This is a genomic window from Pedococcus ginsenosidimutans, assembly GCF_039544395.1.
In the GTDB taxonomy this organism is placed as follows: domain Bacteria; phylum Actinomycetota; class Actinomycetes; order Actinomycetales; family Dermatophilaceae; genus Pedococcus; species Pedococcus ginsenosidimutans.
Map to the genome: position 1 here is coordinate 747,393 of NZ_BAABLO010000004.1, position 23,030 is coordinate 770,422.

Here is a 23,030-nt window from a genome sequence, read left to right on the forward strand (position 1 = left end):
GCGGGCGGGGCCCCCGCCTGAGGCGCGGGCGCGGGCGGGGCACCCGCCTGCGGCGCGACCGCCCGGCCCACACCGCCGGTGCGGCTACCGCTTCTCGAGGGCCTCGGTCAGGAGCGCGACCAGGGCCTCGAGCTGGATGTCCTCGGAGGAGCTGACGTCCTCGTCGGAGCCGTCCAGGGCACGAGCCGCGAGGCCGGCCTTGCCGTCGATGAGCTGGGCCACCTTGGGGTCGATGGTCTGAGCGGCGATGATGCGCCACGCGGTGACCGGCTCGCCCTGGCCGATGCGGTGCACGCGGTCGATGGCCTGCGTCTGCTCCGCGTCGGTCCACGACAGCTCGGCGAGCACGACGTTCGACGCCACCTGCAGGTTGAGGCCGACCCCGGCGGCGGTCAGCGAGCAGACCACCACGGCCACGTCCGGGTCCTCCACGAAGGCCTTGATGGCTGCCTCGCGCTGCCTGGGCGTCTGGTCGCCGCGGATCGAGGAGTAGCGCAGCCCCCGCTTGGCGAACGTCTCCTCCGCGACGTCCATGACGTCGATGTGCTTGGCGAAGAACACGACCTTGCCGACGCTGCGTGCCAGCTGGGCGGCGTAGTCGGCGGCGAGGCCCGCCTTCGCCTGGCCGATGCGACGCATGACGCCGAAGACGTTCTCCTCCGTGGCCGAGGGGCTGGTGTCCTCCCGCTCCCACCGGGCCACGCGCCGTACCAGCTCGTGGTCGATGCCCTCGACGAGGACGCTGGACCTGCGCGTCTCCATCGCGCTGTCGTAACGCGCCACGAGGCGCCGCGCCAGCTCGCGCTCGGCGGCCCGGATGGAGCGTCCGGCCTCGTCGTCGAGCTCCACCGGGAGGTCGGCGATCCGGCGTGCGGGGATGTCGGAGGCGACGTCGACCTTGCGGCGCCGCACGATGCCCTGCTCGATGACGCTGGTGCGGGCCGCGGCGTAGAAACCGGGGTCCGCGGGAGTGAGGCCGGTCTGCTCCAGCGCGTGCATGAGCGGGCCGAGCGGCTTCTTGTCGTCGACCCAGCCGAGGAACTGCCAGATCGCCCGGAAGTCCTCGATGTCGTTGATGAGCGGCGTCCCGGTGAGGGCCATGAGGAGCGGACGGACCGTCCGGGTGCGGATGCGCTCCGAGAGCTGCAGGACGTGCTGCGAGCGCTGCGAGGTCTTGTTCTTGATGAAGTGGGCCTCGTCGACGACCATGCCGCGGAACCCGAGGTTGCCCAGCCAGCCCACGTGGCGGTCGAGGACCTCGTAGTTGACGACGACGATGTCGGCGAACCCGTCGATGTCCTCGCCATTGCCGTGCACGACCGTCACCGGGTGCTCGGGGGTCCACAGCTGGGCCTCGCGGGCCCAGTTGGTCTTGACGACGTTGGGCACCACCACGAGCAGCGGGTAGGCGTCGGCCGCCTGCGCGGCGAGCAGCGCCTGCGCGGTCTTGCCGAGGCCCGGCTCGTCGGCGAGCAGGAACGTGCGGTGGCCCTGCGCCGCGGACTCGACGAGCTGCGCCTGGTGGTGCATGAGCTCCATGCCCGGGGGCGTCCTGACCGTCCCCGGCTCGGGGAGGTCCATGCACGAGGAGGCGCCGCCGTACTCGAAGGAGCGGAACAGCGGGCCGAGCAGCTCCCAGCTGCCGAGGCGCCCGGTCACCGGGCGGTGGTGCTCGACCGCGGAGAAGTCCGGGGCGAGGAAGGGGTTGGAGAGCTGGCGGGCGACGACCGACTGGGGCACGACGCGGCGGTCCACCGTGGCCGACACCGTCTCCGGCTCCGGCTCGGGCTCCTCCTCCTCGGGGAGCTCGAGCCCCGCGGCTGCCTGCATCTGGCGGCGCAGGTCCTTGGCGTCGTCGGAGACCGTGGCGTCCTCGGCGAGCAGGACGAGCAGGGAGGTGTCGCGCGCGGCCGTCTTGGCCAGGATCGTGGCGAGGCCGTCGAGCCGCTTGAGCTGCTCGGCGCGCTGGCCCTCCGACATGGTCGCGTCGGCCTTGATGCGCGCGCGCTCCTCGCGCACCAGGAGGGCGACCACCTGGAACGTGGTGCGGCCGGAGGGACGTACGCGGCCGCGCTGGGCGGCGGTCTCGACCTCGCGGACCGCACGTGCGAGCACGGGGATGATGCCCTCGTTGTCGAGCTCGCGCCCGCGACGGCCGGGGCGCGAACCCCCTTGACCGGTGCGGCGGGACCCCTCGCCCCGACCGGGACCCCCGGCCGAACCCCCACTGCGGGCGGCACCGTTCTGGCGCTGGCCTCGAGCCAACTGACTCCTCCTCCGCGAAGACCGCGACGAGCTGGTGTGCGGACTGACAACCGGCACGCACGTCACGGCCGGACGATCGGACGTCGGGCTGGCACGAGGACCCCCACGACGTGACTCGGTCCCACCCAGCTGCGTGGGACCGGGGCGGCCTCGCGGCTCGCCCACTGGTGGCACCGACGAACCCCTTGGACGACAGCCGCCGAGCGCCGGGCCGAGCCGGTGCGAGATGGGCGGTCCGGCCGGGAGCCGGTGCTGGTCAGATCCTACCGTCCACCACCGGTACGGGACGACGACAGGCTGGTCACGGCACCAAGTGGCACCCGAACCGTACGTAGTGCGCATATCCCACGACGTTGTGGGTATTCTCTGGCCACTGGACGATGGGCCGAGGCGGAAGAGTCGAGATGAGCACTGTCACCCCGCACGAGGCACCGCTCCCCGGCGCCCCCCATCCCGACCTGCCCCCCGAGGCGGCGGTTGCTGCCGTCGACCGGGCGGAGCCCGCATCCGGCCCCGCGCAGCCCGTGACGGACACGATGCCACCGGCACACGACCCCGTCGGGACGGTGACGGACGAAGCGCCGGACAAGGGCGAACTCGACGTCAACGAGCCGTGGGACGAGCCGTTCAACCCGCTCGTCGCCGTCGCGGCAGGCACCTCGGAGCCGGCGGCGCGGTTCCGCTTCGACGTCGTCACCGGCTCGTGGTGGTGGTCGCCGGGCATGTTCGCCCTGCACGGGTTCGAGGCCGGCGACGTGGAGCCGAGCACCGACCTGCTGATGGCGCACAAGCACCCCGAGGACCTCCTGGCCACGGAGGACACCCTGCGCGGGGTGCTCGCGACCGGGGAGCCGTTCTGCTGCCGCCACCGGGTCGTCGACGCGCACGGCCGCATCCGCGAGGTGCTCTCGGTGGGTGAGGGCTTCTGTGACGACGACGGCAACGTCATCGCGGTCCAGGGCTACTTCGTCGACCTCACCGACGCCTTCCGGCAGCAGGCGGGCGGCGGCCGGCCCCAGACGCCGACCTCGCTCGAACGCGTCATCGCGCTGGAGCAGGCCAAGGGCATCCTCATCGGCGCGTTCCGGCTCACGGCCGGGGCTGCACTGGAGCTCCTGCGCTGGCGCTCGGAGGAGACCGGCACCGAGGTCGAGCTCATCGCGCAGGGCCTCGTCGCCGAGTTCGTCTCGGTCGAGGAGGACGACGACCTCAGCCCGGCACGACGCGCCTGCACCTACCTGGGCCTGAAGCCCCTCGAGGACGACTGAGCGCAGACGCGTCAGCGGACGGTGAAGGTCTTGTCGTCCGTGGCCGGTCCGGCTCCGGCGCCGCCCGAGGGGTCGTCGGTCGACAGCGTCACCGTGTAGGTGCCCGGCCCCAGGCGTGCCGTGAACGACAGCGCACCGAACCCTCCGGTGCCCGTGCCACCCATGGCGGACCCGTGGGCCACCAGCACCCCTGCCTTCGTGCGCACGGCCCAGGCGAACGTGGCCTCGAACGACGTGCCGTACCCGGTGAACCTGACCACGCCGGCCTTGCGGACCTCGCCGTACTGGGGTGAGGTCACCCAGGCGCGGGCCTGCACGTCGAGCAGCGGGGCCCGGCGGACGGGGGTGCCGATGCGCACCACTCCCCAGACGTCGGCAGCCTTGCCGTCCTTGGTGATGGTCACCGTCGTGGCCGGAGTCCCGCGCTGGTACGCCGCGGCGCTGGCCGTGTAGACGAGCTGCTGGATCGCGGTGGCCGCCAGCTCGCTGCCCAGGTTGGTGTTGGCGAAGGCGTCGGCGGAGAGGTCGACCGTGACGGCGCTGCCGCGCTGCGACACCCTCACCCGGGTGGCCGGTCGCCACGGCGTGGAGTAGTCCGGGTCGAGCGGGGACAGCCGGGTCATGGCGCTCACGGCGGAAGCGACCGTCCCTCCGGCGTCCGGGACGGTGCGGAACTCGCGGTACAGCCTGAAGGAGCGCTGGGACTCACCGATGTAGTAGACGGGGACGTTCGGCAGGGTGCGTCCGTGCAGCGTCGTCGACCCGCGTGGGACCGAGGTCGTGGTGCTCGGCGAGGTGGAGGACGAGCTGGCGGTGCTGGACGGGCTGGGCGCGGTGGCCGAGCTCGCCGGGGGTGATGACGAGATGGACGACGTCGACGTCCCCGACGGGGCAGGGTTGCCCGCCCCCGCACACGCGCCCGCCGCGGCGAGCACCACCACGGCTGCCGTCACCACGCGGGCCGTTCGACCTCTCATGGCGCCCCTCCTTCGTCTGCCTTCCCCCAGCACACCGCAGGCGCGTGACCCCGCCCAGGGCCGAAAGCCCTCCCCTACTGCTCGAAGGGGATTCGCCTCGTGAGCGGCAGCCCGTGAGCCCGGCCCGGCCCGCGAGCCCTTTCCGCGAGCCCTGCCCGAGCCCTGCCCGGGACCAACGGCCCTGTGGGCCCTGTCGACGCACCCACACACTGGGTGCCCGGACACCAGAATGGAGGCTGCCATGAAGGCACAGCCCGGGGACCGCATCGTCCTCGCCCCCGTCGTCGTGGAGGGGCCGGTCAGGGACGGGGAGGTGTTGGAGGCCAGGGGCCCCGGAGGCACACCACCCTTCCTGGTCAGGTGGAGCGACGGGCACGAGGGCCTCCTCTACCCCGGCCCCGGCGCGGTGCTGCGCATCGGGGCACCCGCGGCCGGGTACGGCCACCCGGAGCAGCCCCACGACGGGCAGCCTCACGACGGGCAGGGTCACGACGGCAACGGCCACGCGGCCGGGAGCGCGCACGGCGCCCACACCGCAGGGGTCTCCCCGGCCGCCGAGCCCCACGCCACAGAGCGTCGTCACGTGCACGACTGGCAGGTGCGCATCAGCATCTTCGGCTCCGACGACGAGACGGACGCCCACGTCGTCCTCGTGGCGGACGCACCGACGCGGCTGACCGCCAGCGGACACAGCGACCGCAGCCCCGACGACCTCGTGACCCCTGAGATCGGCGAGGAGGTCGCGGTCGCCAGGGCTCTGCGGCGGCTCGCCGACCAGCTGCTCGAGACGGCGGCCGGTGACATCGAGGACCGCACCGGCGAGCACGACGTCACCCTCCGCCCGCGCTGACGCCGGTTGGTGCTGCTGACGCCGGTGGGTGACGGGGACTCAGGGCACGCAGCGCCGACTCACGGGACGTAGCGCCGGGCGCCGGCGAACTGCACGGCGTACGACGGTGTCGAGACGGGGATCGTCATGACCGCCTGCCCCGTGGCGGGTGACTGGACCATCTGGCCGGAGCCGGCATACATCGACACGTGGTGCACGTAGCCCGAGGACGTCGCGTAGAAGAGGAGGTCGCCGGGAGCCATTGCGACTGAGGCCACCGCTCGGCCGCGGGTGGCCTGCGCGTCGGCATCCCGCGGGATGACCAGGCCGTGGACCCGGTGCACGAGCGAGGTCAGGCCCGAGCAGTCGAAGCCGAAACCGGACCGTCCCGCCCAGAGGTAGGGCAGTCCGGTGAACGCCTGGGCCGACTGCACCATGGAGACACCCGTCGTCGGCTGGGCCGCAGCGGTGCCGGTGCGCCGTGCCACGGCAGCCGGTGAGACCCGGCGCACCTGTCCGCCGGGGAGGCCCACGCGCAGCCAGCTCCCGGCACCGGCGAGGAGCGGGAGGCGGGTGCCGTAGCTGACCTCGACGACCGGGGTCGCGGCGGCGGTGTCGGCGCGCAACCAGGCCGTCCGCGACACCACGGTGGCGTACTGCGCCGCCGAGACCGGAGCCACCGCGCTCAGCTGCCGCAGCGGCACCCAGCCCGGGTAGCCCCGGGAGTCCAGCGGGGTCGGCTGGTCGGGCACGACGACCTTGGCCCAGCTCCCGGAGACGGCGGTCACCAGGACCCGGTCACCCAGCAGAGCCTGGGTGTCGGCCCTCCCCTGCAGGCCCCGACGGTCGGTCAGGCTCATCGCGCCGAGCCACCCCCGGATCTCGGCGGGCGCGCGCAACGCAGGTTGGTCGACTGTGCGCGGAGAGGCCCACGAGCGCCAGAGCGTCGCGACCGACACGCTGACCCACGCGGAGCGGCCGACCCGCACCGTCGCCGGGGGCGAGGGCCGGGAGCCGGTGGACGTCGAGGACGGGTGCGACGGGTGCGAGGTCGGCTGCGACGTCGTACCGTGTGGGCTCGCGGTCGTCGTGCGTGGACCGGTGGTGGTGGGCCGGCTCGTGGCGCCCTGGCTGGTCGTGGCTCGACCCGAGGTCTGCGAGCCGGTGGATGTCGACACCGGGGTGGCCGGGTGGGCGCACCCGGACAGTGCCACCGCCCCCGCGAGGGCCATCGCTGCCGCAACCATCCTGGGTCTCACACGTCCACCGTGTCCCCGGGTCCCGCCCCCGACCAGTGCAGGAGGTCCCGGCCCGGGACCCTCACCTCGTCCGGAACGCCGGCGCCGGAGCGGTCCGCGCGATGCACGACACGTCGAGGCCGTCGGCACTCCCGGCGTGCAGGAATGCCGCGATGACCGCCGGCACGCACCCGAGGTGGCCCACGACGTGCTGCTGCGCCTGCACCACGACGATGCGGCTGTGTGGTTGCTGCGCGGGCACGGCGCCGAGGTTGGCCGGAGGGTCCTGGGGGTCGCCGTCGCCCACCACCCACAGGACCGGTGTGGCCGTGCGGACCGCCGCCCCGTCGTCAGGGCGGACGACGCCCTCGGGCAGGTGTGCGCAGAGCATCTGCCGCTGGCGCGCCAGGGCCAGCTCGCGGGCGAGCGCATACGAGTGCTCGCCCTGCCGCGCCACCTCTGCGGGGTCGTACCGTGCCCAGCTCTCGGAGCAGGTCACCTCGTCCGCCATGAGCAGGGTGGGACCCGGGTTGTCGGAGGTGCCGATGAGTCGCCCGGCCTCGAGCAGCCGGCCCCGGAAGGCCAGGTGGAGGGCGAGGGGCAGCTGCGCGGCGCCCTGCTCGGTCAGCAGTGCCGAGTGCACCGCGGCTGCGAGCATCACCTTGTCGACGACCTGCGAGGCGCCGGAGGCGGGGTCGACGACCGTGACCGGGTGGGCGAACCGCTGCAGCAGGGCAGCCCACTCGGTGGCGAGGCGCGGGAAGGCCCGGTGGCACGTGGTGTCCGCCGCGCAGCGGCGGAAGAGCAGGTCCAGTGCCGCCTGGCTGCTGCGCCCGATCCGCTCCAGGACCGGCACGTCGACCGGCGTCGTCCCGTCGAGGACGGCCGCCCGCACCCGGTCCCCGTGCTGGCGCAGGTAGTACTGGGCGACCGTGCCGCCGTACGAGGTGCCGTAGAGGTCGATCTTCGTGTAGCCGAGCGCCGCCCTCACCGCGTCGAGGTCGTCGGCGGCGACCGTCGTCGTGTAGAAGCGGGGGTCTGCGTCGACGGAGGCGAGGGCGGCGCTCGACCAGGTGGCGAGGCGGGCGTTCGCGGCGCGGGCGGACAGACCCGTGAGGGTCGGTAGCTGCGGCAGGGTCAACCGGTTGGAGCTCCCCGTACCCCGCTGGTCGACCAGCACGATGTCGCGTGCCGCATGCAGGTCCTTGAAGACCGACGGCAACCAGGCGAAGAACTGCGTAGCCGCGTCGCCCGGGCCCCCGGCCAGCACGAACACCGGGTCGGCGCTGGGTGCCCGCACCGCCGGGACGACCGCGACGCGCAGGCCGACTCGCCGACCGTCGCTGCGCGAGCGATCCTCCGGGACGGGCAGGACGCCGCACAGCGCGGCAGCCTGGGCCTTGACCGGCTGTTCACCGCTGATCGTGCAGGCCACCATCGCCTTCCCCGCCAGCGTCCTGGACGCCTGCGTGCCGGCCGACGACGAGGCGTTGGGCGTCGAGGTGCCGCCGGGCTGGGTGGTGCAGGCTGCGGCCAGGCAGGCGACCGCCGCGCCTCCTGCCACCAGGCGCGCCACCCGACCCTGTCGACGTGCCACCCCCACCTCCGTTGGCTCGGCCCGGCGCCCGTACCGCCCCTCCGGGACGGGCGCCCGCACCGCCCCTCCGGGACGGGCGCCCACCCCTCCCCTGGAGGGTGGACCCGGGCAGCGGCCGGTCCTCAGAGGCGAAGGTCCTCCGGCCCAATGGCGCCCGCGCACGGGTGCCCGCGGGGCTCGCACTTTTGCCGGTGGTCGGGCGCGCGGCAGCGGACGAGGCTTGAGCCCTCGCCGGCGTCACAGGCCGGGCTGGTCCCCCTGCTGTGCGACGCCGGGGCGGGTGTCGCCACCGGCGCCGCCCGGGTCCGACCCGAACCGGAGGTCACCATGACCGACAAGCAGAGCATCGACAGCCCGCACGAGCGGCGCCCCTTCCACCAGCACGGCCACATGGACGTCGTCACCATCGGTGACTTCACGCTGGGCCGTGGCGTCTTCGAGCCCGGCTGGCGCTGGTCCGAGGACGTCAAGCCCATCGCCGGCACGGACTCGTGCCAGACCCACCACACCGGCATCTGCCTCTCGGGCCGGATGACGGTGCGCCTCGACGACGGCCACGAGCTCGAGCTCGGGCCCGGCGACGTCGTCGACATCGACCCGGGCCACGACGCCTGGACCGTGGGCGACGAGGCCTGCGTCCTGCTGGACACCGGCGTCGCCGCGTACGCCAGACCTCGGTGAGCGCTGCAGCGCTAAGCCGGCGCAAAGCAGAAGGCCCGGACCAGTGGTCCGGGCCTTCTGTCGCTGACGCGTTGGTAGCGGGGGCAGGATTTGAACCTGCGACCTCCGGGTTATGAGCCCGGCGAGCTACCGAGCTGCTCCACCCCGCGTCGGTAGTCACCACTGTACGGGACGCCCTGCACCCGAACCAAATCGGGTGCAGGGCACTGTTCCCGCGGTGTCAGGGCGTCGTCGTGGTGCTCGGCGACGGCGTCGTCGTGGAGCTGGCGGACGGGGTCGTCGTGGCGGTGCCGCTCGGGGTCGGGTTCACCGTGACGCTGCCGCCCTTGGGGGCTGCGGCGACTGCGCGCTTGATCGCGTCGTCGAGCGCCTTCTGGGCATCGCCGTAAGCCGCGAAGTCGCCCTTCTTGAGTGCGGCCTGGCCGTCGGCGTACGCCGCCTGGATGTCGGCGAGCGCCTTGGCCAGGGCCGCCGCGTCCCCCGGCTTGGGGGTGGTGGGGGTCGTGGGCGTGCCACCACCCGTACCGCCCGTGCCCGTACCACCGGTGCCGGAGTCGCCTGCGGTGGCGCCGGAGTTGCCGCCGAACAGGCCGTCGAGGGCGCCGTCCAGGGTGTCCGACCACGCCAGCTTGTTGCCGAACGCGACCACGGTGGCCCGGGACAGCGGGAACGCCGTCGTCGTGTTGGCACTGACGTAGATGGGCTGCACGTAGAGCAGCCCCCCACCGACGGGCAGCGTGAGCAGGTTGCCCAAGGTCACCCGCGAACCCTGCTGCCGCGCGTTGTTGAGGAACTGCGACAGCGTCAGGCTGAAGGCCGGCGAGGTCTGGTTGGACGAGCCGATGTCGTTCTGGACCTGGCCCGGTCCCTTGACCTGGCTGTCCTTGGGCAGCTCGAGCAGCCTCAGGTTGCCGTAGTCGGGGCTCGGCTTCCCGGCCTCCTTGCCGGCATCGGCGTCCACGGCCAGGAAGCCCGACAGCACCTGCCGGTCACCGACCGGCTTGAACGTCGTGGTCAGCGAGAACTTCGCGCTGTCCTGGTCGGGCATCTTCAGCGTCAGGTAGTAGGGCGGCTGGTCGACGTTGCGCTCCTCCTGGGCCGGGTCCTCGGGCACGTCCCAGAAGTCCTGGCCGCCGTAGAAGGAGGCGGCGTCGGTGACGTGGTAGCGGGTGAGCATCTGGCGCTGCACCTTGAACAGGTCCTCGGGGTAGCGCAGGTGCGACATCAGGTCGCTGCTGATCTGCGACAGGGGGCGCACGGTGTTGTGGAACGCCTTGCTCCACGCCTTGAGCATCGGGTCCTGGTCGTCCCAGGCGTAGAGCTTGATGGAGCCGTCGTAGGCGTCGACGGTCGCCTTCACCGAGTTGCGGATGTAGTTGACCTGGCCGGTGCCGATCGGGGTCACCGCGCTCGAGCGCGCGGTCGTCGAGTCGGACGTCGCGTTGTCGATCTCGGTGAGCCGCGAGTACGGGTAGTCGGCGGAGGTCGTGTAGCCGTCGATGATCCACTGCACGCGCCCGTCGACGACCGCCGGGTAGGGGTTGCCGTCGGCAGTGAGCCAGGGTGCGACGCGCTTCACGCGCTCGAGCGGCGTGCGGTGGTCGAGGATCCGGCTGTCGCTGTTGACCGCGTCGGAGAGCAGGAAGTTGAGCTCGCGGTACTTCAGGGCGTAGGCAGCCTTGCGGGCGAACGAGCCGATGGCGACGCCGCCCTTGCCCGTGTAGGTGGTGTTCTTCTGCCCCGCCGCACTGTTGTCGGGGTAGTCGAACTCGCGGGGTGACGCCGACGACGCGGCGCCGACCACGGAGTACTGCGGCGACTTCTCACCGAAGTAGACGCGCGGCTCGAACTGGCCCAAGGGGCCCGTCTGCGGGATGTTCTTCTCGTAGAAGACCGGCTCGCCGTCGGCGGTGCGCTGGTTGCCGTACGCCGCGACGACGCCGAATCCGTGCGTGTAGACCGTGTGGTCGTTGAGCCAGTTGCGCTGGTTGGTGGGGACGCCCTGCAGGTCGAGCTCGCGGACGGCCACCACGGTGTCGCGGGTCTTCCCGTCGACGGTGTAGCGGTCGACGTCGAGCGCGTCGGGGAAGGCGTAGTAGGACTTCACCGACTGCAGCTGCTTGAACGTCGGCGAGACCACGATCGGGTCGACGAGGCGGATGCCGGGGATGGTCTCCGCGTCGTCACGCAGCTGGCCCTGGGTCGCCTCGGTGGTCGCGGCGTACGGCGTGGTCTTCACCGACTCGATGCCGTACGCGGCGCGGGTGGCCTTGATGCTGCGCTCGATGTAGGGCTGCTCCTTCGACTTCTCGGAGGGGCGCACCTCGAAGCGCTGCACCAGGGCCGGGTAGATGCTGCCGACGACGACCGAGGTGATGACCAGCAGGGCCACACCCACGACCGGCAGCCGCCAGGACCGGGTCCAGATCGAGGCGACGAAGATCCCGGCGACCATGACGGCCGACACCGCCAGGATGGCCTTGGCCGGCAGCACCGCGTGGGCGTCGGTGTAGCGGATGCCGGTGAGCAGCGAGGAGTCCTTGACCGCGAGGGAGTAGCGGTCGTACCAGTACGTCGCCCCCCGGACCAGGACGAGGACCGCGACGAGGACCGCGAGGTGGGTGCGCGCGGCGCGGGTGGTGCGCTCGGCGCGCGCCTGGATCTGCAGGCCGCCGTAGATGTAGTGCGTGAAGGCGGCCGCCAGCAGCGCCATCACCAGCGCCATCGTGAAGAAGCCGAGGATGAACCGGATCCACGGGAGCTCGAAGACGAAGAAGGACAGGTCCTTGTGGAACTGCGGGTCCCTGGTGCCCCAGTCGCCGCCGTTGCGCCACAGCAGGAACGTCTGCCACTGCCCCGCCGCACCCGTGCCGGCGAGGAGCCCCAGGACGGCGGGGACGCCGACCATCGCGACCTTGCGCAGCGGCTCGATGGCTTCGCGGTACTGGTCGAGGCTCTGCTGCTGCGTCGTGACCGGGGCGTAGATCGGCCGCGTGCGGTAGGCGATGAGCAGGCTGGAGGCGACCAGCGCCGCCGTGATGACGAAGCCGACGACGAACAGCAGGATCTTGGTGGTCAGCTGGGTGGTGAAGACGCTCTCGTAGCCCACGGAGTCGAACCACAGCACCTCGGTCCACAGCGACGACGCGATGGACACGACGAAGCCGAGCGCCACGAGGATGAGGATCGTCGGCAGGAGCGGCCCGCGGCGCCGCCGGAAGGTGAAGGTCGGGGGACGTCGACCGCCCGCTCCCCCTCGGGGTGCGCCCCCGGGCCGACCGCCCTCGCCCGGTTCGCCCTGGCCGAACCACTCTGAAGAACTCACTGCACGCCCGATCTGCCGCGCCGCCCGCCCACGGTGGCGGCCTGCTGGTAGTGGGACCAACTTACCGACCAGCGCTGGGGTTCCCGCGGGGTATCCCGCGAGCCGGGTGCGCGCCGCTCGCCCGCCGCGTGGTGGCGCGCGAGCGCCATACGGCACGATGGTCGCGTGAGCCAGACCTCCCAGCCCGTCGCCGACCCGCTGTCCATCGCAGCCCTCGACACCGAGCGGCACGTCGCCGCGTCGGGGTGGGACCAGAACCCCCGCCTGTTCGCGCTCGTGCCCACCTCGGACCTCGTCGCCCGCGAGCCGCACCTCAAGGCCCAGCTGAAGGGTGCCGACCTGGCCGAGGGTGCGCTCAGCGCCATCGAGCAGGAGGACCTGCCGCCGACCTCCAACCTCGAGTCGCTGCTCGGTGGGATCGCGTGGCCGGACACCGTCGTGGGCGCCGCCCTCGCCGTCGAGCGGATCGTCGTGCCGCCGGAGGCCGAGCGCGACCTGCCCGTCCACGCCGACTCGGCCGTCGACGCGCTGGCCGCGCACCCGCTGCGCCAGGACGTGCGGCTCCTGGTCGCGGTCACCCGTGACGGGCAGAGCCGCTGCCTGCTGCGCCAGCGCGCCCACGACCGCGACGACCAGGTCGCCCTCGGCGAGGACATCGCACCGGGCCTCGTGCACGCCCTCCGCGCGACCCTCCAGGACTGACGCCACCCCGGCGAGCGACCTACGCCGTCGCCGCCGGGCTCCCACGGGCCTGCTCCGTGCCGGTCTACTTCGTGCAGGTGGGCAGGCTGGTGGCCTGCTTGGCCGCGATGGCCTCGACGGCCTTCCTCGCCTCGTCGAAGGACGCGATCCGCACCACCCGCAACCCGTCGGGCACGTGGCCGACGACCTCGTCGCAGTTCGAGGCCGGGGCCAGGAACCACTGCGCTCCCCCGTCACGGGCGCCGACGAGCTTCTGGCGGATGCCGCCGATCGGCCCGACCGTCCCCGTGGCGTCGATGGTGCCGGTGCCGGCGATCTTCTGGCCGCCGGTGAGGGCACCGGGGGTGATCCGGTCGTAGACGCCCAGGGCGAACATCGTCCCCGCCGAGGGACCGCCCACGTTGCCGGCGTCGATCTTCACGTCGAACGGGAAGTCGAACCTGGTCCCGAGGAAGACCCCGACCGTGGTGCGGCCGTCGGACTCGCGCGTCTTCGCCTCGACCTTCACGTCCTTGCCGTCGCGCAGCAGGCTCAGGGCGACGGTGTCGCCGGGCTTGTGCGTGCTGATGGCGCTGCGGATGGCGTCGGGCCCGTCGACCGTCTTGCCGTCGACGGCCAGCACGCGGTCGCCCGCCTTGAGCAGGGCCGCGGACGGGGCGTCCTTGGCCACCTGGCCGATGACCACCTGGGTCGGAACCTTCTGCCCTGTCGCCTTGAGGGCCACGGCGATCGCCTCCTGCTGGGAGTCGATCATCTCCGCGGTGCCCTCCTCCTCGACCTGCTTGTCCGTGACGCCCTTGGGGAAGTAGAGCTCCTCCTTGACGACGGCCTCGTTGGGGTCGATGGCGGCCTTGAGGACGTCCCACACCGTGACGCGGAAGCCGGGGCCGCCGGCGACGCGCACGGTCGTGAAGTCGAGGGCGCCCGTCGTGGGGTAGGTGGGTGCGCCCGAGACGGTGATGAGGTCCTTGCCCGAGAGCTTGCCGAGGGTGTTGGTGATGGGGCCGGGCTTCATGATCACGTAGGGCAGGCCCACGATCGTCGACAGCGCGGCCAGCGCGATGAGCAGGAACATCACCACGAGCGCGGTCGCCGAGCGACGGCCGAGGCGGTACGGGTCCGGCGTGACCGGGCTCGCGGGACCGGTGCCTGCGGGACCGGTGCCCGCGGGGTCGATGCCGGGCGGGCCGGCAGGCTGGTGCGTCACGGCAGCCCCACCCACTCGTCGGAGCCGTCGGAGAACTGCTGGTGCTTCCAGATCGGGACGGTCGACTTCAGCGTGTCCACGAGGTCGCGGCAGGCCTCGAACGCCTGCCCGCGGTGCGGTGCCGACACGGCAGCCACCACCGCGGTGTCACCGATCTCGAGGTGCCCGACCCGGTGGACCGCCCCCAGGCGGGCCACGGGGTGCCTCGACGCGACCTGCTCGCAGACCGCGCGCAGCTCCGCGACGACCGAGGGGTGCGCCGAGTAGTCGAGGGCGGCCACGGCCTCTCCGTGGTCGTGGTCGCGGACCACGCCCACGAACACCGCGATGCCCCCGCACCGCGGGTGGCGCACGAGCCCGAGGACCTCGTCGACGCTCAGCGCCTCGTCACGGACGTCGCAGAGGACCACCTCGGGCGCGTCGGGAGTCGGGCTCGCCGGTGTCGGGGCGGTCGGCGTGGTGACCGGTTCGCTCATGCGGTGGCACCCTTCCTGCGGCGTCGCCGCATGATCGCCGCGGTGCCCACCAGGGCCACTGCGGCACTGGCCGCCCCGAGGGCGGCGTCCTTGCGGTCGAGGCGTCGGGCCGCGACCGCGTGTGAGCCCCGGATGGCGTCGAGGAGGACGCCGAGGCACGTCTCATTGTCATGGACCGGCACCCACCCGTGACCCAGCAGCGTGTGGGAGGACACCGCCCACGGGAACGCGACGAACGCCAGGTCACTGGCGGGTGCCGGCAAGACCCCAACGCGGTGGAGGCGGTCGGCGGTTCCCATCGCCGCGCCCATGCTCAGCTCGACGCTGCGCATACCGGTCAGCCGTTCGAGGTCCGCCTGGGTGAGGTGACCCGGCGACCCGACCGCCACCGCACCCTCGATCCCGTGGGCGACGACCACCGCGACGGCCGAGCCGAGGTCGTCGACGTGGCAGAACTGCCAGGCCGCCTCGGTGCCGCGCACGGACAGCAGCCGCGGCGCCTCGAAGTGGCGGGTGGTGACCGTGTCGACGCCCTCACCGACGAGCGCGGCGGGCCGGACGACGGTGGTACGTAGCCCCGGGTGGACCTCGCGGGCCACTGCGACGAGCTGCTCCACGTCCATAAGGTCACCGACCTGGCCCTCGTCCGAGGGCGCCCGCAGCGGGGCGTCGTCCTCCAGGGGCACCGGGTTGTCCGGCAGGGCGCCGTACACCTGCGCACCGGTCACGACCACGAGGTGCCGCACCCCGGCGGCGGCCGCAGCCGTCACGACGGTCTGCGCGCGCCGCAGGTTGCGTTCCCGCCGCACCCTCGTCCCGAGGGCGAGGTCCTCGCCCAGGTCGGTGCTGGCCGCGACGTACACGGCCGTGTGGACCCCGGTGAGCGCGGCGACCAGGGCAGGGTCCGCCGGGTCGGCATAGCGGAAGTCGACCCCACCCACGGGCGGTCGCTCGGTGTCCACGGCGACCACGGTGCCGACGCGCGCCTGCGCCCCGGGGGCGCCGGCTGCGGCGTGGCCCCGGGCGGCCGCGACCACCAGGGCGCGGAGCACGGCACGGCTCGCCGGGTCGGCGGTGCCGACGACGGCCACGTCGATCGCGCTACGCCGCGAGCGAACGCCGCCCCGCCCGGCACGGGCAGGGGAACTCACACTGGCCTCCGCGTGGTTGTCTTGGGTGGAAGCCCATCCTCTCAGGACAGCCGAGGAGCAGTCGTGCCCGACCACCCGCAGTCACCCGACTCACCCCAAGACGGGTCCGGTGACGAACCCACCGGCTCCGGCCTGCCTGCCGAGCTCGAAGAGGTGCTGAAGGGCCTCACCGGCGGCACGATCGACCCCGAGATGGCCAAGGCCCTCAAGGACATGGGCATCGACCGCGTCGACCCCGCGATGCTGCAGATGATGGTCGGCCAGATGCAGGCCATGTTCGCCAGCCCCGACACCGACCCCTTCAACGTGTCCCTGGCCACCGACACCGCCCGCAAGACCGTCTCCGCCGCGGGCGACGCCACCGTCGGCGACGCAGCCGCCCGCCAGGTGGCGCAGGCGGCCCAGGTCGCCGAGCTCTGGCTCGACGAGGTGACGGCCTTCGACGCCCCCGGCATCACCACCCACGCGTGGAGCCGGGCCGAGTGGGTCGAGGGCACCATGGCGACCTGGAGCACCCTCGTGGAGCCGGTGGCCGAGGGTGTGGGCCGGGCGGTCGGCGACGCGATGCGCACCCAGCTCCAGCAACTCGGTGAGGGCGGCCTGCCCGAGGGCCTGCTCCCCGAGGGCATTCTGCCGGCGGGCATGGACCCTGCGGCGTTCCTCGGCCAGGTCGAGCCGATGATGGCCAAGATGAGCGGCTCGATGTTCGGCCTGCAGGTGGGACAGGCGCTCGGCGCCCTCGCCACCGAGACCGTGAGCGGCACCGAGGTGGGCCTCCCCCTCGTCGCCGACCGCTCGGTCGTGCTGCTGCCCGCCAACGTCGAGGCGTTCGCCGAGGGTCTCGGCGTCGACCTCGACCAGGTGCGCCTCTACCTCGCCGTGCGCGAGGCAGCGCGCGTGCGGCTGTTCTCCGAGGTGCCGTGGATCGGGCCGCAGCTCCTCGCCGCGGTGCGCGACTACGCCCGTGACATCAGCATCGACACCGACCGGATCGAGTCGGCCCTGACGTCGGTGGACGCCAGTGACCCGACCGCGCTCCAGTCCGCCCTGCAGGACCAGCTCTTCCGCCCCGACCCAAGCGCCAGCCAGCGCGCCGCCCTCGCCCGCCTCGAGACCTACCTCGCGCTCGTCGAGGGCTGGGTCGACGTCGTCTCAGAGCGGGCCACCAGGGCGCACCTGCCGCAGGCGGCCAGCCTCGGCGAGGCCGTACGCCGCCGGCGCGCCACGGGCGGTCCCGCTGAGAAGGTCTTCGCCGGCCTCGTGGGGCTCGAGCTGCGCCCGCGCCGGCTGCGCGACGCCGCCAACCTGTGGGCTGCACTCGAGGACCGCCACGGCCAGGACGGCCGCGACGCGGCGTGGGGCCACCCCGACGTCGCCCCCACCGCGGCCGACCTCGACGACCCGCTGGGCTACGTCGAGCGGTTCGGCACGTCCACCGACACCGACATGGACGCTGCCCTCGACCAGCTGCTCGCCGAGGGTGAGAAGGGCCCCGACCAGTGACCGACGAGGTCCCCGCGGCGTACGTCGCGCTCCGCGAGGACGCCATCGCCCGCCTCGACGGGTGGCAGGCGCCGGACCCGCAGCAGGAGCAGTGGCGCCGCGAGCTGCTCGACCACTGCGCGGAGCACCCGGGCGCACTGTGGAAGCAGGGGCCCCGGCAGCACCTCACGACCGGTGCCATCGTCCTCAGCCCGTCGCTCGACCGCGTGCTGCTCACGTTGCACGCCAAGGCCGGGATGTGGCTGCAGTTCGGGGGGCACTTCGAGCCCGAGGACGACACGGTTCTGGCGGCGGCGACCCGGGAGGCCCGTGAGGAGAGCGGGCTGCCGGACCTGGTCCTCGACCCGCGGATCGTCGAGCTGCACCGCCACGAGCTCCTGGCCCCGGCATTCGGGCGCTGCGCCGAGCACCTCGACATCCGGTTCGCCGGCGTCGCCCCCGACGACGCGGCCTACGAGGTCAGCGACGAGTCCCTGGACGTGGCCTGGTGGCCGACGGACGGCATGCCGCCGGAGACCGAGGCCGAGCTCGGGCCGCTCGTCCGGGCCGCCCAGCGGATGCTGGGCTGACGACTCCGGCCCCGGTGCTGCGGGTCGGGCGCCGGGCACCAGGCCGGCGCCCCCTCTGGCTCAGTCGCCGGCGCTGATGTCCAGGGCAGCCTCGCCCAGCTCCTCGCCGCCGTCGCTGATGTCGTCCTCGAGGTCCAGGCCGGCGGTCGCGGCGACCCCCTCGAGGTAGCCCCGGGCGCGCTCCGTGCGGGGGTAGCTCTCGAGCAGGGACCAGAACTCCGGGCCGTGGCCGGGCGCGAGCAGGTGGGCGAGCTCGTGCAGCACCACGTAGTCGAGGACGTACGAGGGCATGCCCTTGACCCGGGCCGAGATGCGGATGGTGCCGTCGGCAGGGGTGCACGAGCCCCAGCGCGAGTTCTGGTTGGTGACCCAGCGGATGCTCGAGGGCTTGGCCAGACCGCCGAGGTGCCGCTGGGACAGGTCGGCGGCACGCTTGGCCAGCTGGGTGTCGCTTGGGCGTCGGCGCTGGTCGCCCTTCTCCAGCTTGGCGACCATGGTGGCCACCCACTGCTGCTCCTCGGCACGGGTGAACCGGGCGGGGATGAGCACGATCGTGCGCCCGTTGTCCCGGTACGCGCTCACGGTCCGGCGCCGACGCCGACTGCGCCTGACCTCGATGTCAGTGGTCCCCATGGTCCTCACGATAGGTGAGGACCCTGACAACCCCGGTGAACTCCGGCCCGACACCCACGCCGCGCCCCCTCCACCCCGGGTCCTTGAGCGGGTGACCCGGTGGACACCGTACGGAGCGCTCAAAGATCCCGGCGTGCGCGGTCGGCGCGCGTCGGGTCGCTACCGGCCGCGGAACTGCGGGGTACGGCGCCCTGCCGCCGCGGCGATGCCTTCGTGCACGTCGGCGGTGGCCAGGGTCGTGGCCTGGGCCAGCGCCTCCCACTGCAGTGCCGTCTCGTGGTCGGCGTGCCCTCCCCCGCGCAGCGCCTGCAGCGTCAGTCGCGTGGCGACCGGCGCAGCAGCGGCGATGCGCTCCGCGGCCGCCAGCGCCTCGAGGAGCACCTCGTCGGCGGGCAGCGCGCGCGAGGCCAGCCCGAGCCGCACGGCCTCCTCCCCGGTGACGATGCGTCCGGTGAGCAGCAGGTCGCGGGCGACGGCGTGCCCGGCCACGTCCGGCAGCGACCAGGTGGTGGCCATCCCCGGGTGCAGGCCCAGGGCGGTGAACGGCACGCCCAGCTTCGCCCCGTCGGCGACGTAGCGCAGGTCGCACGCGAGCGCGACGGCGAAACCCGCCCCGATCGCGGCACCGTTGACCGCGGCGATGGTCGGCACCTCGAGGTCGCGGATGGCGAGCCACGAGCGGTAGAACGCGAGCATGCGGTCGCGCAGGTCCGGCACCGAGGCGTCGGGCTCGGACACGATCCACGACAGGTCGCCCCCGGCGCAGAACGCCGGCGCGGCCCCGGTGACGACGACCGCGGCGAGGTCGCGGTCGTCGCGCAGCAGCCGCATCACCTCGACCCACGACGCGGTCATCGGCCCGCTCATCGAGTTGCGCCGTTCGGGCAGGTCGAGCGTCACCACCGCCACCCGACCGCCCGACGCCTCGTGGGCCCTGACCTGCAGGTCCTCGTACTCCCCGTCCCACCACTGTCGACCCGTCACGGCACGAAGCCTAGGGGCGGTCCTGAGCACGGAGGACACACCCCCTTGCGGGATTTTGTGCTCAGCATGGTCTACGGTGGCCGAAGTCCGACGGCGCAGCGTGCGCCGAGATCGACAAGGAGACATGGCGATGGCTGAAGAGACCTACAAGGGCGAGTTCTACTGCGTGAAGTGCAAGGAGAAGCGCGAGGCCGAGGGCCGTGTCGTGGAGACGAACGGCCGCCGCATGGCCAAGGGCGTCTGCCCCGTCTGCGGGACCAACCTCAACCGCATTCTCGGCAAGGCCTGACGCAGGCCGCCATCGACGAGGGGCGGACCCGACCACACGGTCGGGTCCGCCCCTCGCTGCGTCCCCCGACGTCACCGGGCCCGGTCAGGCCCTGACCGGACGCCGGGACGAGATGGGTACGGCGTGGGAAGCCCCTGTGGATGAGCGGCCGGGGCGTGCCCGTGGCTGTGGCAGGTTGGCGCGGGTGACCCGAGGCCCACTGCTCAAGACCGTCTGGCCCGTGCTGCGCCGCGGCACCGGCCAGGTGCAGTTCGGCACCGACGCGGAGCGCGGGGCGGTGGTCGTGGGCCTCACGCCCGCACAGGTCGCAGCCCTTGAGGCGCTCGACGGCACCCACGAGCTGCCGCAGGCCCTGACCAGCGCGTCCGGGCGCGTCCTGCTCGACCACCTGGTCTCGCGCGGCCTGGTCGTCGACGCGACCGGCCCGCAGGCCCTGCCGCCGTCGACTCGCGCGGTCCTCTCGCCGGAGTCCGACGCCCTGCTGCGCACGAGCTCCCCTCCCGAGGCCGGGTACGGCGCGCTGGTGCGCCGCCACGCCGCGCACGTGCTCGTCTCGGGCCGCGGGGAGGTGCCGAGCGCGGTCGCCTCGGCGCTGCGCCGGGCCGGGGTCTCCCGCGTGTCCCAGGGCGCCCGGGCGGCCGACGACTGGGAGCACGCGCCCACCGGGGTGCCGGACGTGGTCGTGCTCGTGGCGTCCGGCGCCCTCGACCCCGCCAGCGCACAGCCCTGGCTGCGGCACGCCGTGCCGGTCCTCCCGTTGGTCATGCACGAGGTCGAGGCGGTGGTCGGGCCGCTCTCGGCGCCCGGAGGACCGTGCCTGCGCTGCCTGGACCTCGCGAGGGCCGACCTCGACCCGGCCTGGCCGGCCCTGCTCGGCCAGCTCACCCGCCCCACGGTGGGCCCGGGGCGGGACGTCGGCGGCGAGGCCTCCCTGGTCGGGGTGGCCTCGGCGATGGCCGCCATGGTGGTCCTCGGCGTGCTCGACGGGCAGCCGCTCCCGGTGGGCCGGTCCCTCGAGGTGGGGCTCCCGTGGCCGCGCGTGAGGCAGCGCCAGTGGGAGGTCCACCCCCGGTGCGGGTGCGCCGTACGGACGACCTCGGACCCACCCGGCGATGCAACTCCCCCGCGACAGGTGAGAATGGCTGGATGAACGAGCTCCCGCGTCGCGCCGTCAGCCGCACGGCCCGCCTGGCCAGCCTGCCCCTCGGGTTCGCCGGGCGCACCGCGGTCGGCCTCGGCAAGCGCGTCGGTGGCAAGCCGGCCGAGCTGGTGGCCGCTGAGCTCCAGGCCCGCACCGCCCAGCAGCTGTTCACCGTGCTCGGCGAGCTCAAGGGCGGAGCGATGAAGTTCGGGCAGGCCATGTCGGTCATGGAGGCGGCCCTGCCCGAGGAGATGGCCGCGCCGTACCGGGCCACGCTCACCAAGCTGCAGGAGGCGGCACCCCCGCTGCCCGCCGCCACCGTGCACGCCGTCCTCGCCGAGGAGCTCGGCCCCCGCTGGCGCTCGGCGAAGTTCCAGTCCTTCGACGACTCCCCCGCAGCGGCGGCCTCGATCGGGCAGGTCCACCGGGCGGTGTGGCGCGACGGTCGGGAGGTGGCGGTCAAGATCCAGTACCCGGGCGCCGGCAAGGCGCTGCTGTCCGACCTCAACCAGCTCGCCCGGGTGGCCCGCCTGGCCGGGGGCTGGATCCCTGGCATGGACATCAAGCCGATCACCGACGAGCTCAAGTCGCGCATGTCCGAGGAGCTCGACTACAACCTCGAGGCCTCCAACCAGCGCAGGTTCGCCAAGGTCTTCCGCGACGACCCGCACTTCGCTGTGCCGGAGGTGCTGGTCAACAGCGAGCACGTGATCGTCTCGGAGTGGATGGGCGGCACCCCCTTGTCGACCATCGTCGCCAAGGGCACGCCCGAGCAGCGCAACGCCGCCTCGCAGCGCTACATGGAGTTCCTGCTCGTGGGACCGGCGCGAGCCGGGCTGCTCCACGCCGACCCCCACCCGGGCAACTTCCGCCTCCTGGAGGACGGCCGCCTCGGGGTCATCGACTACGGCGCCGTCAACCGCCTGCCCCACGGCCTCCCGTCGGCGATGGGCACGCTGGCGGCCGCCGCCCTTTGCGGCGACGCTCCTGCCCTCGAGGCCGGGCTGCGTTCCGAGGGGTTCATCAAGCCGACCATGTCGCTGGACGCCCACGCCCTGCTCGACTACCTGCAGCCGTTCATCGACCCGCTCATGCACGAGGAGTTCACCTTCAGCCGGCCGTGGCTGCGCAGCGTCGCCGCGCACGTCAACGACGTCCGCAGGCCGGAGTTCCTCGTCGGCATGAAGCTCAACCTGCCGCCGTCCTACCTGCTCATCCACCGCGTGTGGCTCGGGGGCATCGGGGTGCTGTGCCAGCTGAACGGCACCATCCCCGCCCGCGACATCGTCATCGAGCACATGCCCGGGCTCAAGCTGCACACCCTGCCGCCGCCCCTCGACTGAGCCGTCCCGGCCTCACCACCAGGCGCTGTCGAGCTTTCCCTCGATGCTGCGCAGGTGCTCCCGGCTGCACCGGTCGCAGGTCCACACGTCCCGGCCGTTCTCGGTGCCCCGGGCCCAGGTGATGGCGGCCAGCGCCGGGTCGGCCGCGACCTTGCCGCAGATGGCGCAGACCGGGGCCACCTTGGGCACGATCAGGCCTTCGCCTTCGCCGCAGCAGCCTTGGCCTTGAGCTCGGCCTTCGCCGCCTGCTTGAACTCGCGCACCTTCGCGAGCGACTCGGCGTCGACGACGTCGGCCACCGACCGGTACGAGCCGTCTTCGGCGTACGGGCCGACCGCCTCCTGCCAGCCGGCCGGGCGCACGTCGAGCTGCTTGCCCACAAGGGCGGCGAAGATGCGTGCCTTCTGGTCGCCGAACCCGGGCAGCGCCCTCAGCCGGGCGAGGAGGTCCCGGGCGTCCTCGGCGTCCTGCCAGATCGTCTCGGCCCGGCCGCCGTACTCGTCACGGACGACGACCGCGAGCTGCTGCACCCGCCCGGCCATGGACCTGCCGTAACGGTGGATGGCCGGCGGGGTGGAGCAGAGGTCGGCGAACGCCTCGGGCTCGGCCTCGGCGATCGCCTGCGGTGACAGCGTGCCGAACCGCTCGAGGATCTTCGACGGCCCGCGGAACGCGTGCTCCATGGGGTACTGCTGGTCCAGCAGCATGCCGACCAGGAGGGCGAACGGGTCGGAGCTGAGCACCGCGTCGGCGGCCTCGTCCTGGGCGATGCGGATCTGCGTGGCCATGGCGTCCAGCCTATTCCCGACTTCTTGCCCGGCGTGCACCGTTTCGAGGCCGCGAGCGGCCCCA

At 73.2% G+C, this 23,030-nt stretch carries 21 protein-coding genes and 1 tRNA gene; 9 read left to right on the forward strand and 13 right to left on the reverse strand.

Annotation, left to right across the window (positions count from 1 at the left end):
* Positions 1–84 precede the first annotated feature (84 nt).
* The gene (locus ABEA42_RS08305; protein WP_425572018.1) at positions 85–2,265 is read right to left on the reverse strand and encodes a DEAD/DEAH box helicase; all 2,181 of its coding nucleotides are present in this window, start codon (positions 2,263–2,265) and stop codon (positions 85–87) included.
* A 404-nt stretch (positions 2,266–2,669) separates the two neighbouring features.
* On the opposite strand from ABEA42_RS08305, the gene ABEA42_RS08310 reads away from it, so the two are divergent.
* A complete protein-coding gene (locus ABEA42_RS08310) occupies positions 2,670–3,533 on the forward strand; it encodes a PAS and ANTAR domain-containing protein (RefSeq protein WP_345502434.1) in 864 nt (287 codons plus the stop codon).
* An 11-nt stretch (positions 3,534–3,544) separates the two neighbouring features.
* On the opposite strand, the gene ABEA42_RS08315 is transcribed toward ABEA42_RS08310, so the two are convergent.
* Positions 3,545–4,510 carry a Gmad2 immunoglobulin-like domain-containing protein gene (locus tag ABEA42_RS08315; RefSeq protein WP_345502436.1) on the reverse strand — a complete coding sequence of 322 codons (966 nt, stop codon included), beginning with the start codon at positions 4,508–4,510 and terminating at the stop codon, positions 3,545–3,547.
* Positions 4,511–4,751: 241 nt separating this feature from the next.
* On the opposite strand from ABEA42_RS08315, the gene ABEA42_RS08320 reads away from it, so the two are divergent.
* Positions 4,752–5,360 carry a dsRBD fold-containing protein gene (locus ABEA42_RS08320; RefSeq protein WP_345502438.1) on the forward strand — a complete coding sequence of 203 codons (609 nt, stop codon included), beginning with the start codon at positions 4,752–4,754 and terminating at the stop codon, positions 5,358–5,360.
* A 59-nt stretch (positions 5,361–5,419) separates the two neighbouring features.
* On the opposite strand, the gene ABEA42_RS08325 is transcribed toward ABEA42_RS08320, so the two are convergent.
* Together ABEA42_RS08325 and ABEA42_RS08330 are read right to left on the reverse strand one after the other, a co-directional pair.
* On the reverse strand, positions 5,420–6,199 hold the full coding sequence (locus ABEA42_RS08325) for a C40 family peptidase (RefSeq protein ID WP_345502439.1): 780 nt from the start codon (positions 6,197–6,199) through the stop codon (positions 5,420–5,422).
* Between the two features lie 460 nt (positions 6,200–6,659).
* The gene (locus ABEA42_RS08330) at positions 6,660–8,174 is read right to left on the reverse strand and encodes an alpha/beta fold hydrolase (protein ID WP_345502440.1); all 1,515 of its coding nucleotides are present in this window, start codon (positions 8,172–8,174) and stop codon (positions 6,660–6,662) included.
* A 327-nt stretch (positions 8,175–8,501) separates the two neighbouring features.
* Between ABEA42_RS08330 and ABEA42_RS08335 the strand changes: the two genes are divergently transcribed.
* Complete coding sequence (locus ABEA42_RS08335; protein ID WP_345502442.1) at positions 8,502–8,855, forward strand: cupin domain-containing protein; 354 nt, start codon at positions 8,502–8,504, stop codon at positions 8,853–8,855.
* A gap of 72 nt (positions 8,856–8,927) precedes the next feature.
* Here the strand turns inward: ABEA42_RS08335 and ABEA42_RS08340 are convergent.
* Positions 8,928–9,004, reverse strand: a tRNA-Met gene (locus ABEA42_RS08340).
* A 71-nt stretch (positions 9,005–9,075) separates the two neighbouring features.
* Entirely contained in the window at positions 9,076–12,180 is a 3,105-nt protein-coding gene (locus tag ABEA42_RS08345; RefSeq protein WP_345502443.1) for a UPF0182 family membrane protein, read from the reverse strand.
* 165 nt (positions 12,181–12,345) lie between these two features.
* On the opposite strand from ABEA42_RS08345, the gene ABEA42_RS08350 reads away from it, so the two are divergent.
* The gene (locus ABEA42_RS08350; protein ID WP_345502444.1) at positions 12,346–12,882 is read left to right on the forward strand and encodes a PPA1309 family protein; all 537 of its coding nucleotides are present in this window, start codon (positions 12,346–12,348) and stop codon (positions 12,880–12,882) included.
* A gap of 64 nt (positions 12,883–12,946) precedes the next feature.
* Here ABEA42_RS08350 and ABEA42_RS08355 read toward each other — a convergent pair whose 3' ends face one another.
* Genes ABEA42_RS08355 through ABEA42_RS08365 form a run of 3 tightly spaced genes read right to left on the reverse strand, consistent with a single transcriptional unit; the run spans position 12,947 to position 15,656 of the window.
* Positions 12,947–14,089, reverse strand: coding sequence for a YlbL family protein (locus tag ABEA42_RS08355; RefSeq protein ID WP_345502446.1), 1,143 nt, complete (start codon positions 14,087–14,089; stop codon positions 12,947–12,949).
* Complete coding sequence (locus ABEA42_RS08360; protein ID WP_345502447.1) at positions 14,086–14,565, reverse strand: molybdenum cofactor biosynthesis protein MoaE; 480 nt, start codon at positions 14,563–14,565, stop codon at positions 14,086–14,088. The genes ABEA42_RS08355 and ABEA42_RS08360 overlap by 4 nt, the downstream gene beginning before the upstream one ends.
* On the reverse strand, positions 14,562–15,656 hold the full coding sequence (locus ABEA42_RS08365; RefSeq protein WP_345502448.1) for an NAD-dependent epimerase/dehydratase family protein: 1,095 nt from the start codon (positions 15,654–15,656) through the stop codon (positions 14,562–14,564). Before ABEA42_RS08365 ends, ABEA42_RS08360 begins: the two co-directional genes overlap by 4 nt.
* Before the next feature lie 123 nt (positions 15,657–15,779).
* Here ABEA42_RS08365 and ABEA42_RS08370 point away from each other — a divergent pair, with 123 nt between their 5' ends.
* Together ABEA42_RS08370 and ABEA42_RS08375 are read left to right on the forward strand one after the other, a co-directional pair.
* Positions 15,780–17,219, forward strand: coding sequence for a zinc-dependent metalloprotease (locus ABEA42_RS08370; protein ID WP_345502449.1), 1,440 nt, complete (start codon positions 15,780–15,782; stop codon positions 17,217–17,219).
* On the forward strand, positions 17,216–17,788 hold the full coding sequence (locus ABEA42_RS08375; RefSeq protein WP_345502450.1) for an NUDIX hydrolase: 573 nt from the start codon (positions 17,216–17,218) through the stop codon (positions 17,786–17,788). The genes ABEA42_RS08370 and ABEA42_RS08375 overlap by 4 nt, the downstream gene beginning before the upstream one ends.
* Positions 17,789–17,848: 60 nt before the next feature.
* On the opposite strand, the gene ABEA42_RS08380 is transcribed toward ABEA42_RS08375, so the two are convergent.
* Both ABEA42_RS08380 and ABEA42_RS08385 read right to left on the reverse strand, forming a co-directional pair.
* A complete protein-coding gene (locus ABEA42_RS08380; RefSeq protein WP_345502451.1) occupies positions 17,849–18,421 on the reverse strand; it encodes a M48 metallopeptidase family protein in 573 nt (190 codons plus the stop codon).
* A gap of 159 nt (positions 18,422–18,580) precedes the next feature.
* Positions 18,581–19,405 (reverse strand): enoyl-CoA hydratase/isomerase family protein, encoded by an 825-nt coding sequence (locus tag ABEA42_RS08385; RefSeq protein ID WP_345502452.1) that lies wholly within the window; start codon positions 19,403–19,405, stop codon positions 18,581–18,583.
* Between the two features lie 130 nt (positions 19,406–19,535).
* Here ABEA42_RS08385 and ABEA42_RS08390 point away from each other — a divergent pair, with 130 nt between their 5' ends.
* The 3 genes from ABEA42_RS08390 (at position 19,536) to ABEA42_RS08400 (ending at position 22,178) form a co-directional block, all read left to right on the forward strand.
* The gene (locus ABEA42_RS08390) at positions 19,536–19,694 is read left to right on the forward strand and encodes a DUF5679 domain-containing protein (RefSeq protein WP_091788997.1); all 159 of its coding nucleotides are present in this window, start codon (positions 19,536–19,538) and stop codon (positions 19,692–19,694) included.
* A gap of 184 nt (positions 19,695–19,878) precedes the next feature.
* Complete coding sequence (locus ABEA42_RS08395) at positions 19,879–20,844, forward strand: hypothetical protein (RefSeq protein ID WP_345502453.1); 966 nt, start codon at positions 19,879–19,881, stop codon at positions 20,842–20,844.
* Positions 20,841–22,178, forward strand: a complete 1,338-nt coding sequence (locus ABEA42_RS08400) for an ABC1 kinase family protein (protein ID WP_345502455.1) — start codon at positions 20,841–20,843, stop codon at positions 22,176–22,178. The genes ABEA42_RS08395 and ABEA42_RS08400 overlap by 4 nt, the downstream gene beginning before the upstream one ends.
* A 12-nt stretch (positions 22,179–22,190) precedes the next feature.
* Here the strand turns inward: ABEA42_RS08400 and ABEA42_RS08405 are convergent, their stop codons facing one another.
* Both ABEA42_RS08405 and ABEA42_RS08410 read right to left on the reverse strand, forming a co-directional pair.
* A complete protein-coding gene (locus ABEA42_RS08405; RefSeq protein WP_345502457.1) occupies positions 22,191–22,367 on the reverse strand; it encodes a hypothetical protein in 177 nt (58 codons plus the stop codon).
* 2 nt (positions 22,368–22,369) lie between these two features.
* A complete protein-coding gene (locus tag ABEA42_RS08410; RefSeq protein ID WP_345502459.1) occupies positions 22,370–22,966 on the reverse strand; it encodes an HhH-GPD-type base excision DNA repair protein in 597 nt (198 codons plus the stop codon).
* Positions 22,967–23,030: the final 64 nt, after the last annotated feature.